Source organism: Marinobacter sp. B-21, from assembly GCF_056857895.1.
Genome location: NZ_JBSXNZ010000074.1, coordinates 75,681 through 91,585, shown reverse-complemented (window position 1 = coordinate 91,585; position 15,905 = coordinate 75,681). Strand labels below are relative to the sequence as shown.

General features: G+C 60.3%; 15 protein-coding genes. 5 read left to right on the top strand and 10 right to left on the bottom strand.

Translation table 11 applies throughout. The features are described 5' to 3' along the window. Positions 1 to 7: 7 nt before the first annotated feature. Complete coding sequence (locus AC13C0_RS11510) at positions 8 to 1,102, top strand: lipase secretion chaperone (protein WP_303285911.1); 1,095 nt, start codon at positions 8 to 10, stop codon at positions 1,100 to 1,102. A 79-nt stretch (positions 1,103 to 1,181) separates the two neighbouring features. After that, positions 1,182 to 2,576 carry a sensor histidine kinase gene (locus AC13C0_RS11505; protein ID WP_303285912.1) on the top strand — a complete coding sequence of 465 codons (1,395 nt, stop codon included), beginning with the start codon at positions 1,182 to 1,184 and terminating at the stop codon, positions 2,574 to 2,576. On the opposite strand, the gene AC13C0_RS11500 is transcribed toward AC13C0_RS11505, so the two are convergent. Continuing rightward, the gene (locus AC13C0_RS11500) at positions 2,509 to 3,168 is read right to left on the bottom strand and encodes a response regulator transcription factor (protein ID WP_303285913.1); all 660 of its coding nucleotides are present in this window, start codon (positions 3,166 to 3,168) and stop codon (positions 2,509 to 2,511) included. The two genes, AC13C0_RS11505 and AC13C0_RS11500, sit on opposite strands and share 68 nt — an antisense overlap. A 209-nt stretch (positions 3,169 to 3,377) precedes the next feature. Between AC13C0_RS11500 and AC13C0_RS11495 the strand changes: the two genes are divergently transcribed. From AC13C0_RS11495 to AC13C0_RS11485, 3 genes are all read left to right on the top strand, one after another. After that, a complete protein-coding gene (locus AC13C0_RS11495; protein WP_482954404.1) occupies positions 3,378 to 4,700 on the top strand; it encodes a substrate-binding domain-containing protein in 1,323 nt (440 codons plus the stop codon). 125 nt (positions 4,701 to 4,825) lie between these two features. Continuing rightward, complete coding sequence (locus AC13C0_RS11490) at positions 4,826 to 6,121, top strand: pyridoxal phosphate-dependent aminotransferase (RefSeq protein WP_482954403.1); 1,296 nt, start codon at positions 4,826 to 4,828, stop codon at positions 6,119 to 6,121. Between the two features lie 56 nt (positions 6,122 to 6,177). Then, positions 6,178 to 7,002, top strand: coding sequence for an inositol monophosphatase family protein (locus AC13C0_RS11485; protein WP_482954402.1), 825 nt, complete (start codon positions 6,178 to 6,180; stop codon positions 7,000 to 7,002). Positions 7,003 to 7,183: 181 nt separating this feature from the next. Here the strand turns inward: AC13C0_RS11485 and slmA are convergent, their stop codons facing one another. From slmA to AC13C0_RS11440, 9 genes are all read right to left on the bottom strand, one after another. Further along, entirely contained in the window at positions 7,184 to 7,771 is a 588-nt protein-coding gene (gene slmA / locus AC13C0_RS11480) for a nucleoid occlusion factor SlmA (RefSeq protein ID WP_303285921.1), read from the bottom strand. A 152-nt stretch (positions 7,772 to 7,923) separates the two neighbouring features. Next, positions 7,924 to 8,733 carry a thiazole synthase gene (locus tag AC13C0_RS11475; protein WP_482954401.1) on the bottom strand — a complete coding sequence of 270 codons (810 nt, stop codon included), beginning with the start codon at positions 8,731 to 8,733 and terminating at the stop codon, positions 7,924 to 7,926. A 79-nt stretch (positions 8,734 to 8,812) separates the two neighbouring features. Next, positions 8,813 to 9,013, bottom strand: a complete 201-nt coding sequence (gene thiS / locus AC13C0_RS11470; protein WP_303285923.1) for a sulfur carrier protein ThiS — start codon at positions 9,011 to 9,013, stop codon at positions 8,813 to 8,815. A 24-nt stretch (positions 9,014 to 9,037) separates the two neighbouring features. Further along, positions 9,038 to 9,397 (bottom strand): DUF423 domain-containing protein, encoded by a 360-nt coding sequence (locus AC13C0_RS11465; protein ID WP_303286137.1) that lies wholly within the window; start codon positions 9,395 to 9,397, stop codon positions 9,038 to 9,040. 43 nt (positions 9,398 to 9,440) lie between these two features. Next, positions 9,441 to 10,241, bottom strand: a complete 801-nt coding sequence (locus AC13C0_RS11460; RefSeq protein ID WP_303285924.1) for a symmetrical bis(5'-nucleosyl)-tetraphosphatase — start codon at positions 10,239 to 10,241, stop codon at positions 9,441 to 9,443. Then, positions 10,234 to 11,064 carry a 16S rRNA (adenine(1518)-N(6)/adenine(1519)-N(6))-dimethyltransferase RsmA gene (gene rsmA, locus AC13C0_RS11455; protein ID WP_482954400.1) on the bottom strand — a complete coding sequence of 277 codons (831 nt, stop codon included), beginning with the start codon at positions 11,062 to 11,064 and terminating at the stop codon, positions 10,234 to 10,236. Before rsmA ends, AC13C0_RS11460 begins: the two co-directional genes overlap by 8 nt. Continuing rightward, positions 11,061 to 12,071 carry a 4-hydroxythreonine-4-phosphate dehydrogenase PdxA gene (pdxA, locus tag AC13C0_RS11450; protein WP_482954399.1) on the bottom strand — a complete coding sequence of 337 codons (1,011 nt, stop codon included), beginning with the start codon at positions 12,069 to 12,071 and terminating at the stop codon, positions 11,061 to 11,063. Before pdxA ends, rsmA begins: the two co-directional genes overlap by 4 nt. Continuing rightward, positions 12,071 to 13,411 carry a peptidylprolyl isomerase gene (locus AC13C0_RS11445; RefSeq protein WP_482954398.1) on the bottom strand — a complete coding sequence of 447 codons (1,341 nt, stop codon included), beginning with the start codon at positions 13,409 to 13,411 and terminating at the stop codon, positions 12,071 to 12,073. The genes pdxA and AC13C0_RS11445 overlap by 1 nt, the downstream gene beginning before the upstream one ends. A gap of 76 nt (positions 13,412 to 13,487) precedes the next feature. Continuing rightward, entirely contained in the window at positions 13,488 to 15,809 is a 2,322-nt protein-coding gene (locus AC13C0_RS11440; RefSeq protein WP_482954411.1) for an LPS-assembly protein LptD, read from the bottom strand. Between the last annotated feature and the right edge of the window lie 96 nt (positions 15,810 to 15,905).

Here is a 15,905-nt window from a genome sequence, read left to right as displayed (position 1 = left end):
GGTGATCATGAAACAGCCCCTCATCGGTTACCGCCGATGGCTGTTTCCCGTTGCCCTGTCGGCCATTCTGGCCGGCAGTGGCCTCTGGTACGGCATAAACTATTACCCGCCTTTGCCAACAGCCGAAGCGCCGCTTTCCAGTGCGGAGCAAGCCGGGCCCGCGCTGCCTTCACCGGCGAGCCTTCCCGCAGCCGCGACAGCGGAGACCCGGGTTCCGCAGGCACGCAACACCACCCCCAGCTCGCTTGGCCCAGACCCCTTCGCGCCTTCCCTGGCCGGCACTGATATCGACGGAGCCCTGCAAGCGGACGCGAACGGTCAACTGGTCATCAACCTGCAGGTCCGTGACTTCTTCGACTATTTCCTCAGTACCGTTGGTGAGGTCTCACCGGAAACGGCCATCCGCCAGATTGAGCGGATGGCCCGGACGCATTTGCCAGAGCCCGCTTCCGGGCAGGCACTGGCACTGCTTGACCAGTACCTGGCTTACAAGCAGGCCTCCCTGACCGTGATGCAAGCGAGCCTGGACCCGGCCCGCCGGGAAGACCCAGCCTATCAGTTGGCAGCGCTGGGCGATGCCCTTGCACAGTTAAAGACACTCCGGCAATCCACCTTCGATGCCGACGTTCACCAGGCCTTCTTCGGGCTTGAGGAAGCCTACAGCGAATACACCCTGGCCACGCTGGCCATCCAGCAACGGGACGACCTGAGCGAGCAAGGCAAGCAGGCATTGGTTGAATGGCACCGGAACCAGCTGCCGACGACTCTGAAAACAACCGAACAAGACCTGCATGCCAGCACCCGCCAGCAACAGGCGCGGGTTGCCGCCATCAACTCCGCCAGTTCACCAGACGCTGCCGGCCAGCAGCTCAGGGAACTGGGCCTGGACCCAGACGGCGCAGAGAGCGTGGTGAAGTACCTCAAACACCGTGAGCGTTTTGATGAGCGCTTTGAAAGCTTTCAGGAGGCGCTGAGTCAGAACGGCTCATCCGGACTGGCCACGCAGGATCTCGCGAACCAAAGAGAAGAACTCTTGCTCCGGCATTTCCCGGACGAGCAGGACCGAACCTGGGCCCGCCTTAAAATGCTCGATAGCAGTTGACAGGAATGTGCTCAGGCTCGCGAAAGCGCGGGCCTGAGCCCGCTACAATCCGGGGACTGGCGCGCCATTGGATACGGTGATGAATACCGAGCAGCTCAGACACCAGCAGGCAACCGGTTTCCCGCGACTGCGCTTTGCACCTGATCTTGAACAGAGTTACCGGAAAACCCGCGCATCGCTGATCCGACAGCGGGCACGGCCCGTTTCCATCGCGGGCCTGATCCTGTTCCTGATCTACGCCGCCATGGATGTGCTGACCCTGCCCGCCGAGCTGGCCCGGGTCACCGTGTCCATCCGGCTGGCTATCACCTGCCCGGTTATCGCCATCGTGGCCTGGCTGGCTTTTCGCCCTGCGCCTTCAGACAGGACCTTTGAGCAACTCTATACACTGGCTTATTTCCTGGGCGGCCTCAGCGTAATTGCAATTATCGGCGTGGCCCGGCACATGGCATTTCCGCTGCCCTACGAGGGTATGATCCTGATTCTGATGTTCGGCTACTTTGCCATGGGGCTGCCGTTCATTAGCGCTTCCCTGGTCTCACTGGCCCTGGTTTTCAGCTATTTCATGACTGAGCTCTGGAGTGGGATGCCAGGCCCTGCCATCATGAGCAATCTGTTTTTCCTGATGACCGCCAACATCATCGGAATGGTGGGTGCCTGGACCAGCGAGTACCGTCACAGGGCCCATTTTCTCGACCGCCAGTTACTGGATCTGATGCACCAGGCGGCCAGGGACGAGAGTCGGCGTAAAACCGAACTCATCACCGCCGCCAGCCATGACCTGCGCCAACCCCTGAATGTGATCGACATAACACTGGAAAACCTCTCGCCGGGTTCCGGGGAGCCTGGCGAAAATCCGGTAATGACCCAGTTAAAAGACACCATCCGGCATCTTCGCCGCCTGCTCGGCACCGTGTTCGACAGCGCCAGACTGAACGAAGGGATGGTGCAGGCGGATATCCGGCAGACGCCGCTGGCACCGATTTTTCGTGACATGGATGATTTCCTGGCCGATTCCCTGGGCAGCCAGGCGGTGGAACTGCAGATCGACCACCACTCCGCTGATCTTCACGTTCTGGCCGATCCGTCCCTTCTGTTGCGGGTGCTCCAGAACCTGGTTTTTAATGCAGTGGAACACAGCGGGGGCAGTACCATTCGCCTTTTTGCGGAAGCCATAGACCAACAGGTGCGTCTGCAGGTCACGGACAACGGCGCGGGGCTGCCACCAGAACTGGAGGGAACCCTGTTTGCACCTTATGTCCGGGGGCAGGGTCCGACTGAACGGCCCGGCCTGGGTCTTGGCCTGACCATCGTTCGGGAATTCGTTGCCCTGATGCACGGAACCTGCGGCGTAGAGACAGAACCCGGCCGGGGCTCGGCGTTCTGGGTACTGCTGCCGGCCCCTGTCACAACCACCCCTGGGAGCGGGCAAGGTTCACGCACTCTGTCCGGTTATGAACGCCAAGCTGTGTGAAAATCGCCTTGAGATGGGTTTTCACGGTGTGCTCGGTGAGGTTGAGACTCTGGCAGATTCGCTTGTTGGGGAAGCCCTGGCCCAGCAGCAGGAGAACGTCCATCTGCCGCGGTGTTAGCGGCAGATCCGGCCCCGCTGACTCAAGACCACCCGGAAAGTAGCTGTCGCCACGGGTCACTGCACGAACCATGCTCACCAGGGCGGACCGCCCGGCAGACTTTGCAAGAAACCCACTTGCGCCCGCCGCTTGTGCTGCCCGCACTGTCGTTTCGTCTTCACTGCTGGAGATAATTACCACCGGGGGTGATGTCCGGTAACTGGCCAGTCGCGGCAGCAACGCCAGGCCCGTCTCACCCTGCAGCGCGATGTCCAGCAGGATCAGCTCGAAGCCATCCTGACGGGCCAGCAGGCTGGCGGCGGCCTCCACCGTTCTGACCGTGGTAACAGACCCTGCCAGCCCTTCCTGCTGGATAAGACCCGCCAACCCTTGAGAAAACAGGACATGATCATCCACCAGCAGCACTCTCGCCAGGGGAAGTGGCTGTGCAGGACGGGCAACGGATTGCTCCGGTTCTGATCTGATGGCATCCATGGGTACGCCTCTCCCGGTGTGTTTATTTTTGTTACCGCGGACACAGCACTATAGGCCAGCCGAACCTTTCACTCCGCGGCCTGATTAACATTTTTACACGAACGCCCCCAATCGCCGGCATTGGGCATTCCGAATGAAATACAAATGTCACATTTCTGAAGCATCCTTATTGGCTCTCAACCACCTGTCTTGGAAAGGTTTTTCTTATAATGCCGAGATTCAAAAGGAAGATTGTCACAGTATCGGGACTCTTGCTGCCGGCCATTCTGGCGTTTCAGACCCAGGCCTATGAGCTGGAAATCCACGGCTCCAATACGGTAGGCGCGACCCTGGCCCCGATGCTGGTCAGAGGGTATCTGGAGGAACACAGTGACAACCGGGTCACATCCATAGGTACTGGTGTGGAAAACGAGCAGGTCTTGCAAGCCCGGATGAACAACAACACGACGGAGGTGCTGGTCGCAGCCCATGGGTCAAGTACCGGTTTCAGGGCGCTGGCCGCCGGACAGGCCGACATCTGGGCCTCGTCCCGCCCGGTAAAGTCGGAAGAAGCACAGCAACTTCAGGCCCGGGCAGACCTCACGGCACTGGAGAGCGAACATGTCATCGCCATTGATGGCCTGGCCATTCTGGTACATCCCTCCAACCCCGTTAGCCAGATGAGCATTGACACCCTTGGCCGGGTATTCTCCGGTCAGATCCGCCGCTGGTCAGAGCTCGGCGGGCCGGACCGGCCAATCCACCTGTACGCGAGGGACCAGCGTTCCGGCACCTGGGATACCTTTAAAACCCTGGTTCTGGGCAAGCAATTCAAACTGGACGAAAAGGCAAAACGTTACGAATCCAACGATCAGCTCTCGGATGATGTCAGCCAGGATCCATCAGGGGTTGGTTTCTCCGGCCTCGCCTCGGTCCGCGACAGCAAGCTCCTGGCTATCTCCGAAGGCAATGCACCGGCACTCCGGCCCAATCAGCTGACCGTGGCAAGCGAGGACTACCCTCTGTCCCGACGGCTCTTCATGTACACAGCCGGTCGTGAAATACCACCTCTGGCGGCCGGACTGATCGAGTTCTCGCTCGGCCAAAAGGGCCAGGCTCTGGTGGCCGAGTCCGGATTCATTTCTCAGAACCCCATCGCCGTAAAGCCAGTATTTGACGATGCGACACCGGAGAGCTTTCGTCGCCTGACCAGCAACTACCAGCGTCTGACGGTCAATTTCCGCTTTTCCGAAGGCCGGACAAAGCTCGACAACAAAGCCCGAAGGGATCTGCAGCGGGTTCAGCAGTACCTGGTGCAACAGGGCCGGTCCGCCGACGACCTGCTACTGATCGGATTTGCCGACACCCAGAGCAACGAGTTGCGGGCCCAGATGATCTCTGAGCTTCGCGCCCTGTCGGTTCGCAAGGCTCTGCAGGAGGTGGATGTCGAAGATGTTGCCTACACCGGCTATGGTCAGTATATGCCCGTTGGCGGCAGTGGCAGCCCTCGCAATGGCCGTGTGGAGGTCTGGATCAAATCCCGACAACCATGACCGGTGATGGCGTCGCCGCCAAAGTATGACCCAGAACTGCGGCAATCACCTATCCGCCGCGGCGTCACAGTTATGTTTGGGTTTTCTATACTAACGGTGTCATTTCCAACCAACAGACAGGGGCAATGGACATCCAAAACGACCACCGTTTCGCGATCAACCTGAACGTTCGGGGCATCCAGCCCTCAGCCACCCTTCGCATCAACGAGCTGAGCAACCAGCTCAAGTCCGAAGGCAAGGACATCATCAAGCTCGGGCTGGGGCAATCGCCCTTCCCGGTTCCTGATCGCGTGGTGGAGGCGCTCAGAGCGCACGCCCACGAAAAGGACTACCTGCCGGTCAAGGGCCTCAAGGGCCTGCGTGAAGCCATTGCCGGCTACATCCAACGCAGTGAGCGCATGCGCTGTACCTGGGAAGACGTTCTGATTGGCCCGGGTTCGAAAGAGCTGCTGTTCATGCTGCAACTGGCCTATTACGGCGATTTGCTGATTCCGCGCCCGAGCTGGGTGTCCTATGCCCCGCAGGCGCGGATCATCGGCCGCTCGGTACACTGGCTGCCGACCCACGCCGAAAATAACTGGCAGCTGACCGCCGAGGAACTGGACATCGTCTGCCGCGACGACCCGTCCCGGCCCCGGATCCTGATCCTGAACTACCCGTCCAATCCGACTGGCTGCACCTACACCGACGACCAGCTGCTGGCCATTGCCAACATCGCCCGCAAATACCGGCTCATACTGCTCTCGGACGAGATCTACGGTGAGGTGCATTTCGAGGGCAGGCACAAATCCATCGCCCGCTACTACCCGGAAGGCACCATCATCAGTACCGGCCTGAGCAAGTGGGCCGGTGCCGGTGGCTGGCGTCTCGGTACCTTTATTTTCCCGCCGGAACTCCGTCCGCTGCAGGATGCCATGGCCATCATCGCCAGCGAAACCTACACCGCCACCAGTGCGCCCGTTCAGCACGCGGCCATCGCTGCGTTCAACGGCGGTGAAGATATTGATGAATACCTCAGGCAGTCCCGCCGGGTTCTGAAAGTGGTGGGCGAATACATGCACCGTCGCCTGAGCGAGATGGGCGCGGTCATCCAGAAGCCGGAGGGCGCCTTCTACCTGTTCCCCGACTTTTCCGGATTCCGGGACCAACTGGCCAGGAAAGATATCAAGACCAGCCAGGCTTTCTGCCAGGCCCTGCTGGAGAATACCGGCGTGGCCATTCTGCCCGCCAGCGATTTCGGCTTCGTACCGGATCACCTGGCGGCCCGTCTGGCCTTTGTGGATTTCGAGGGCGCCGAATCCCTGCAACTGGCGGGCGGCGACGACGCGGATCAGGAACTGGGCGACGACTTCGTCAAACAGGCCTGCCCGCGCCTGGTCAAGGCCATGGACAGGATGGAGCAGTGGCTGAACAGCCTCTGATCCTGCCGTGTTAGACTGGCGCCCTCATTCTCTTACGGGATATCCACGAGGGTGCCATGTCTGATTCTGCTTCCCTGCTCGAGATTACCGACTTTGCCGAAAACCTGTCTCGCGAGGCAGGCGAACTGATCCGCCGCGAGCGTGCAGGCAATGCCTTGCGTACCGACTACAAACACCAGACCGAACTGGTGACCCATGCCGATGTGATGGCCGATGAGTTCATCACCGGCGCTATCCGCAAGCGATTCCCTGGCCATCGCATCCTTTCCGAGGAAACCATGCCGGACCTGAGCCAGGCCGAGGAGCTTGAGACGCCGCTGTGGATCGTGGACCCCATCGACGGCACGGTGAACTACGCCTACGGCCATCCCCAGGTGGCGGTATCGATTGCCTATGCCGAAAAGGGCCGGGTACAGGCCGGGGTTGTGCACGCGCCGTTTTCCGGCGAAACCTTCCGGGCGACCCGTTCAGAAGGCGCCACCCTCAATCATCGTCCTATCCGCCACAGTGGCGCCACGGTTCCCCGGGACTCACTGTTCGCCACCGGTTTTCCGTATACCAAGGACAATCTCGAGCCACTGGTCAAACGCCTGGACGCGATGCTTCACCAGTGCCGGGATCTGCGCCGCATCGGTTCAGCGGCGCTGGACATCTGCTGGGTGGCCTGCGGACGCCTGGACATCTATTACGAAAACGTCAGCCCCTGGGACTTCGCCGCTGCCCGCCTGATCGCCCTGGAAGCCGGCGCCACAGCGGGTCATTTCAGCGAAGTACCGGACGGCTACCCCGCCGACCTCTGGGGCCGGGACATCCTGATTTCGGCACCGGCGGTCTGGGAGCCGGTTCGCGGGATTCTTCGTGCGGCTTCCGGGTATGAGTGAGGTTTCGGAGCCAGTCTCTGTTGTGCAGCCTGCCGGCTTTAGAGGCAGGCATGGAATGGGAGCCTTCTTCCCGGAACCGCTACAAGCACATCCATGTGCTCGTAGCGGTTCTGTGCAGGGCAATCCCACCAATCCCCTGCGCCACAAGCATCAGGCTACGAACCAGAAGCCAACTCGAAGCTTAGCCCCAAACACCTTCAGCAACCAACCCCCAACTCTCGTCGAAGTCGGTCGAAGGCAACCGCGAAAACGAGGACCGGACAAACCGTTGGATTCGGCCTTCCACGAACACCAGGACATAATCCGCCCCCCGGGCGGCACTGGTTCGGGGCCTCAGGCCCTGGCGGATTTCGCCTTCCTTGAGGGTCTGGCGCACCTGGGTTTCCAGGCGTTCGAAAAACTGCGACGCGCGTCTGCGCAGGGCGTCGTTCTCGCCCATCAGGGCATCGCCGGTCAGCACGCAGCACAGACCCGGATTGCGTTCGGCGAACACCAGTACCAGATGCACCAGTTGTTGCAGCCGAACCCGCACATCCTCCTGCTCCTGGAGGATCACCTGGCAGCGTGAGAAAACCGCTTCTTCGGCAAACTCAATCAGCGCCTCGAACATTTTCCGCTTGCTCGGAAAATGACGGTACAGCGCCGCCTCGGTGACGCCCACGGACCGGGCAAGGCCGGCGGTGGTGATGCGGGCTCCCGGGTCGGTCTCCAGGAGTTCCACAAGGGCATGGAGAATCGCCTCACGGCGACTGGGTTTCTGGTCAGTCATGGCAGGACAGCAGCGCTCTGATTTACGTTGTCGGGGCCGGATGAACGCTTCCACCTGACTCCAATTTCAGCCGGGGTCAGATGAACGCTTCCACCTGACTCCAATTTCAGCCGGGGTCAGATGAACGCTTTCATCTGACCCCAATTTCAGCCTTAAAAGAAAGTGCCATCAATCGGCGACGATGCGCTGGCATAGAGTTTCTTGGGCATCCGGCCGGCCAGGTAGGCTTCACGGCCGGCTTCAATAGCCAGGCGCATGGCGTTGGCCATTTTAATCGGGTCCTTGGCCTGGGCGATCGCGGTATTCATCAGCACCCCGTCGCAACCCAGCTCCATGGCAATGGTGGCGTCGGATGCAGTGCCAACGCCGGCGTCGACCAGCACGGGAACGCTGGCATTCTCGACAATCAGGCGGATGTTGTAGCGGTTCTGGATGCCAAGCCCGGAACCAATGGGCGCGCCCAGGGGCATGATTGCAATACACCCCATCTCTTCAAGGCGCTTGGCCAGCAATGGGTCGTCGGAGCAGTAGACCATCACCTTGAAGCCGTCCCGGATCAGTTCCTCGGCCGCCACCAGTGTTTCGGTCATGTTCGGGTAGAGGGTCTTTTCCTCGCCCAGCACTTCCAGTTTCACCAGGTCGTGACCATTGAGGAGTTCCCGGGCCAGCTTGCAGGTGCGCACCGCATCTTTGGCCGTATAGCAACCGGCGGTGTTGGGCAGGATGGTGTAGCGTTCCGGAGAAATCACATCCAGCAGGTTTGGCTCATCCGGGTTCTGGCCCAGGTTGGTCCGGCGAACGGCAACGGTGACAATTTCCGCACCACTGGCCTCAATGGCATGACCGGTTTCCATGAGGTCGCGGTATTTGCCGGTACCCACCAGCAATCGGGACTGGTAAACCCGGCCGGCGATTTCGAGGGATCTGTCTTCGGGAAGCTGGAGTTTGGATGTTTCTGTCATAGTGTTCCTGGGTATCTTGAATTCGGGACGACGGAAACCGTCGGTACCATTGGTTCAATCAGTGGCAAGCGCACTATCGTCAGCCGCCACCAATGGCGTGAACGACTTCCACACGGTCGCCATCGTTCAGGGTAAATTCCGGGTGCCGGCTCCGGGGGACGATGTCCTCATTAACCTCGACAGCCAGCCGTTTGCCGCCGAGGGCCATTTTATCGATCAGCGTGGCAATGGTTGCGCCTGCCGGCAACTCCATCGCATCGCCATTTACCTGAACCTGCATGTGTGCTGCACCTCTGTACATTTATCATTTGTTCCGGCGTAGCGCCGATATTACCAACAGCGCCCAACCAACCATAAAGCACACCCCGCCGAGCGGAGTGACCGGACCAATCCAGCGGATGCCGGTCAGAACCAGCAGGTAAAGGCTGCCACTGAACAGCAGGATTCCAGCCAGATAAAACCCCGCGGCCCAGCGCAGAAGTTTTCTGGACAGGCCCAGCCCGGACAACACCGCTACCAGGACCAGAGCAATGGAATGGTACATCTGATAGCTGACGGCGGTCTGGAAAACTTCAAGACCCCGCTCACTGACCAGGCCGCGCAGGCCATGGGCGCCAAAGGCACCGGCCATCACCGCCAGAAGTGCCAGAAAGCCGCCTGCGATCAGGGGGAACCCTAAAACGCGTCTTTCGCCCCCAGGTACGGGTTCAGCAGTCACAGTGGATCTTTTCCCCGGAATCCAGATTCATCATGGTCAGTGCGCCGCCCCAGACACAGCCGGTATCCAGGCCGATGAACCGATCAACTCCGGTGTTGCCTTCCAATGCGGCCCAGTGCCCGAATACCACACGCGTATCGTCACCACGAGGGTAACGGAACCAGGGGGCAAAGCCTTCCGGCGCACTATCCGCGGATTCCTTGGTGGTCAGCTCCAGTGTGCCGTCCCCGGCAATAAATCGCATGCGGGTGAAATAATTGGTGATAACCCGCCAGCGGTCCATACCCGCCAGGCCTTCATCCCAGCACTCCGGCTGATTGCCATACATGTGGGTGAAGTAGTCTTCCGCCCCATGGCCACGGATCACCTCTTCCACCTCACGGGCACAGCGCATGGCCTGGTCCACAGACCAGATATGGGGCAGACCGGCGTGAGCCATGACCAGGTTGCGGGCCGGATCGTGAATACAGAGAGACTGTTGCCGGAGCCAGTCCACGAGCCGGTCGTAATCCGGCGCTTCGAGGATGTCGGCCAGGGTGTCTTTACGACGGGTCTCATGGCCACCCAGAGCCACCGCCAGCAGATGCAGGTCGTGATTGCCGAGCACCACCTCCGCAGAGGCCCCCAGGCTTTCAATGTATCTCAGGGTTTCCAGTGAGGAAGGGCCCCGGTTGATCAGGTCCCCCGCCACCCACAGACGGTCCCGTGAGGGTGAGAAGTCCACCTTGGCCAGAACATCCCTCAGGCGGTCGTAACAGCCCTGAATATCGCCAATGGCGTAGTCAGTCATTACTTACCTCGCTTGCCGTTTTAGCCACGCCTTTCTCATTCACCAACAGATCGGCAATGGCCACGTAATCGGCCAGGCCCAGGTTTTCAGGGCGCAGGCCGTCGTTGATTCCCAGACTCTGCAGCTGTGCCACTGACACCATACCCCCGAGGGCCTTGCGCAGGGTTTTCCGGCGGGCGTTGAAGGCGGCCCGCACCACGGCCTGCAGGGTGGTCAGATCCCGGGCCGGGTGCGGCAGGGTCTCGTGAGGAACCAGACGGACAATGGCCGAATCCACTTTCGGTGCCGGCCGGAAAGCGCCGGGGCCGACGTCAAATAACGGCTGCACCTTGCAGAAATACTGGGTCATAATGCCCAGGCGCCCGTAATTGTTGTCCCCCGGCACCGCCGCCATCCGCTGCACCACCTCTTTCTGGAGCATGAAGTGCATGTCCTGCACGACACCTGCCTGCCCCAGCAGGTGGAAAATCAATGGCGTGGATATGTTGTACGGCAGGTTACCGATAATCCTCAGGGGCCGGTCAACCATCAGTTGGCTGAAATCAAACTTAAGCGCATCCGCCTCGTGGATCCGGAATTCCGGGTAGTTGAAGAATTTGGTGCGCAGTACCGGAATCAGGTCCCGGTCCAGCTCCACGACCTGGAGCCCTGGGTTCACCGCCAGGATTTCCTCGGTCAGGGCGCCCAGGCCAGGGCCGATTTCGATGATCGAGTCATCCGGCCCGGGGTTAATGGCGCGGATGATGCGCTCGATAACGCCCGGATCGTGCAGGAAGTTCTGGCCAAACCGCTTTCTGGCCTGGTGGCCGGCTTTGTTACTCACAAACGTGTCTCTAGACTGGAAGATTTGCGACAGCGGGCCATTTGCTCACCCACTTTGATGGCCGTATGCAGGCTGCCGGAATCGGCCCGGCCGGTGCCGGCCAGGTCCAGGGCCGTCCCGTGGTCCACGGAAGTGCGCACAATGGGCAGGCCCAGGGTAATATTCACGGCACGCCCGAAACCCTGGAATTTCAGCACCGGCAGCCCCTGATCATGATACATCGCCAGGACGGCATCGGCCTGACCGAGCCAGTGTGGCGTGAACAGGGTATCGGCCGGAAGCGGCCCGGTCAGTGACATACCCTCACCCCGGAGCTTGTCCAGGGTTGGTTCGATAGTTTCAATTTCCTCACGGCCAAGATAACCACCCTCACCGGCATGGGGGTTCAGTCCGGCCACCAGAATCCGCGGTTTTTCGATCCCGAAGAACCGTTTCAGGTCGGCATCGAGAATCCGGGTAACCTGGGACAAACGCTCCGGGGTAATGGCTGCCGAAACGTTCTTGAGCGGTAAGTGGGTGGTTACCAGCGCCACACGCAGCTGCTCGGTGGCGAGCATCATCACCACCCGCCGGACCCCGCACAGTTCCTGCAGAAATTCGGTGTGGCCACTGAATGGGACACCGGCATCATTGATCACCCCTTTGTGAACCGGGGCCGTGACCATGCCATCAAAATCCCCGCCCAGACAGCCGTTACCGGCGATTTCCAGGGTTTTGAGCACATAGGCGCTGCTGGCAGGGTCCGGCCTTCCCGCCTGGTGACTGGCACAACCCTCCACGTGCAGCACGGACACATGGCCCGCCTCCATTCGGGGTGCCTCACCCGGGCGCCAGGGATGCAGCACAACCGGCAAATCCATTTGTCGCGCACGGGCTTCCAGCAGCGGCTGGCTTGCAACCACCACAATTCCGGCCATCCGGATCTCCAGCGCAAGCTGAAGGCACAGCTCCGGACCAATGCCGGCCGGCTCGCCGGCCGTCAGTGCCAGCACCATGGGGTCAGCCATCAGGAAACCGGCTCTTCTTCCGTGGGGGCATCATTGGCGTACTCACCCTTGAACTCGACGAAGGCCTCGCCGCGGATTTCCCGGAGCCAGTTCTGCAATTCGGTCTCGAACTTGCGGCGGTAGATTGCCTGGCGTGCCTCGGTCTCCCGCACTTCAGCACTGATGTCCTTCTGACGGCGCTCCTGAACCTGAAGGATGTGCCAGCCAAACTGGGACCGGAAAGGCCCGCGAAACTCGCCGACATCAGCCTCAATCATGGCCTGCCCAAACGCCGGCACCATCTGGCCCGGGCTCACCCAGCCGAGATTGCCGCCGTCGGAGCCGGAGACCGGGTCATCGGAATACTCCTTAGCCAGGGAGCTGAAATCGGCACCATTCTGAAGCTGTTGGTAGAGATCCCGGATCCTGGCTTCTGCCTGGCTGTCGGTTATCGCTTCGGACGGCCGAACCAGAATATGACGAACGCGATGCTGCTGAATGACCTGCTGCTGCTCACCGCCGCGTTTGCCCATCACCATCACCAGGTGAAAGCCACTGTTGTTTTCCAACACCGGCGAGGGCTCTCCCACAGCCAGATCCGGCACCACCGGAGCGACCAGAGAGGGCAGTTGCCCCTCGGCCCGCCAGCCCATGTCACCACCTTCAAGGGCATTGCTGGCATCGGATTCCGCGACAGCAGCTTCGCGGAAATCGCGCCCTTGTGCAATCTCGCCGCGCAGACGCTCAGCCTTTTCCCGGGCGGCTGCCATTTCAGCGTCATCGGAGGGATTGTCAACGCTAATGAAAATATAGGCCAGCCGATATTCCGCACCGTTGTTTCCGCGGGCTTCCTGGCTCTCCAGATAGTTCTCGACCTCCCGGTCACTCACCCGGACCCGGTTACCCACCTGCCGCTGCTGCACCCGGCTGGTCAGCATTTCCTTGCGGATCTGCTCCCGGGCCTGGTTATAGGTAACCCCTTCCGCTTCCAGTTGCGCTTCAAACTCGGACAAAGCCATGCCGTTGCGCTCGGCAATATTGGCCATGGTTTCGTTCAGTTCGTTATCGCTGATGCGCATGCCGGCCCGTTCCGCCATCTGCATCTGAATCGAGTCGGTGATCAGTTGGTCAAGAACCCGTTCTTCCAGCAACTGTCTCCGCGGCAGTTCGGTACCCTGGGCCCTGAGCCGGCTGGCGATGGTGTTAATCCGGGCCTCCAGCTCGGTCTGGAGAATGACATCCTCATCCACGATGGCCACCACCTGATCCAGCAGTTTTCGCTCTGCCTGCACGGTCAGCGGTGCCAGAACGGCAAGAAGAACCAGTAACGCCTGAACACAATGGCGAAGAGTCGCCTTCATAATCACCTCTGCAAATAGAATATGAGCCTGCACGCCGTTACCGAACTCCCTGACCGGGGCTTAGTCCCGTTCCTGATCAGGGAGTTCCGTAACGGCGACGCTCCCTTTCGTCAAACCCGTAAATCGCCTCGGCAACCCTGGCCGAGGCACCACCACTGCCACCCAGTCCTTTCATCTGAATCTGAAACAGTATGCGCCCCTGAAGCTCCCGGTCGGCAGTCAGGTAATTCTGGTGAACCACCTGAATGCTCCAGCAGCAGTTGTTGTATTCAAGGCCGGCCAGGGACCCCACGGTCCGATTAAGATCCGAATCATAGACCCAGCGGCCGATCAGACTAACACGGTCCGTCACCGGGAAAACCGTCGCAATGTCTGCCTGTTCAATCTCGCCCCGACTGTAAGTGTGCCCCAGACTGGCGAGGTAGCGGTAATCACTGGAATGGAAAATCAGCTGACTTCGGCCTTCCTCGGTATTACCGGTGTCGGGATCCCACAGACCAGATGACCGGATCTCCAGGGTATCAAGCGGGTTGAGCACCACCTCACCCGCCAACGGAGAGCGGCTCCGGGTTCCGCCCCCCTCACCAAACAGGGTTACCTTACGGTCGTCAAAATACTGCACCTGGCCGATACTGAACCTGGCCCGCTCGGCACCGGTTAGCAGGTCATTGAAACGGCTGGTCAGGGCCACGGTCAACTGGTTGGCGTCACCTACCCGATCACCGCCGGTAAAGCGATCCGGCTGAAACAGCTGGTCGAACCGGAAGGTCTGGAGGTCGGTGTCAAAGTCAGGAATGTCATTCTGATCCGCGTTCGCATCGGCCCATACGTAGTACAGCCGGGGCTCAAGGGTCTGGTTGTAGGGCACATCAAACAGACTGCCCTGACGGTCGAAATAAAGCCCATTATCCCACTCGGCAACCGGCACCGTGCGATCAAACGCGCCATCACCGAGATCGTAATCGTCAAGATCATAGCGGGTGTAATCCACGCTCACCGAGGGGCGGCTGAAGCCCCATAACGCCCGCACTGGCATAGCCAGTTCCGGCCGGGCACGGAACCGCTGACCGTTGGCCTGGTCCAGACCAGTCAGTCCTTCGTTATCACGGTAAAAAACGGTGTACTGACTCTCAAGATTTGCTTCCAGGATACCCACGCCCGCCTGTCCCGCGTAAATTATTTCAGGCAACTGGGCATAGGGCTTATCCGCATTGGCGATACTTTCACTGATGGTCTGGTAATCGTTAAGGTAGGCCTCAAAATACTGCTGGTCACTCCGGTAGGTGACCCCCCCCTTTCTTTGCAGGTGGGTTGCCTGGTCAATCTCCAGGTTACGGTTCAGGTCGCTGAAATAGTCCTGGTCACTCACTGCGGAAAAATCACCGTAGCCAGACCAGCCACCGCCGAACACCGCCCTCGTGGTGGCATCCAGAGCCCAGCGCTCACCGGATTCGCCGGGATTCTCGGCCGCAAACTCCGAATCGCTGCCAATGTAGCCCAATTGCAGCGTCGTCTCGCCCAGCGAACTGAGATAGCGGCCCTCGGCCTCGTTGAACAGGCCCCGGCCAGTCATGTACTGAGGCGTGAGCGTGGCGTCATAATGGGGCGCAAGATTCAGATAATAAGGTAGCGCGAGAAAACCTCCGCTACCGGCCGTGGAAGAACCGAACTGGGGATACAGAAAACCGGATTTCCGGCGGTCATCAATAGAAAAACTGGCCCAGGGCCAATAGAAAACCGGCACATCCAGAACTTCGAGGCGAACGTGCCGGGCAGTGCCAAAACCCTCCGCCCGATTCAGCCTGATATCCGAGGCGACAATGGCCCAGTCGTTCTGCCCCGGACCACAGGTGGTCAGTAACCCGTCTTCCATCACGACCTGTTGCTCGCTGAGCCGTGACAGACTGCCGGCCCGGCCACGCATTTCCGGCCCATGGAGCAGAAAAGTGGCGGTATTGACGTCGAGGCGTCCGGTCTCGACGTTGTAATTCGCGCTGTTACCGGTCAGCAGGAAGTCGCTGCCCCGGCTTACCAGAGGCCCCAGAACCGACACCGCCCCCTCGGCCTGGCGGTATCTTGCTTCCGTACCCGTTACCTGGAACTGGCCCTGTCGAATGCGGACATCGCCCTGGAGAAAGAGTTCCTGGTCTATCTCGTAGCGGGCATTCAGGCCACTGGCTTCCAGAGGCTGTTCCGCGTCAACGCCTCCGGCAAATGCACCGCCTGCGCCTTCACCATTGCCGGATGGCAGGTAGCCGCCGTCACAGAACGCGGGCAATGCCAACCGGGTCTTTTCCGGCAGCTCGGCCCTGGGCCGCCAGTCAATCTCCGCCGCCGAGGGGGCCGTTTCAGCATGGCCAGTGGCCCATCCGAGCCCCAGCGTGCCAGCCACCAGCAATAGGCCATACCGGTGCTGCTGCCGGTTTTCCGGCCTCTGCAGAGGGCGTTCTGGACATGGCACAGTAGCTGAATCCTGTTCCGGGTGAATGTGGGG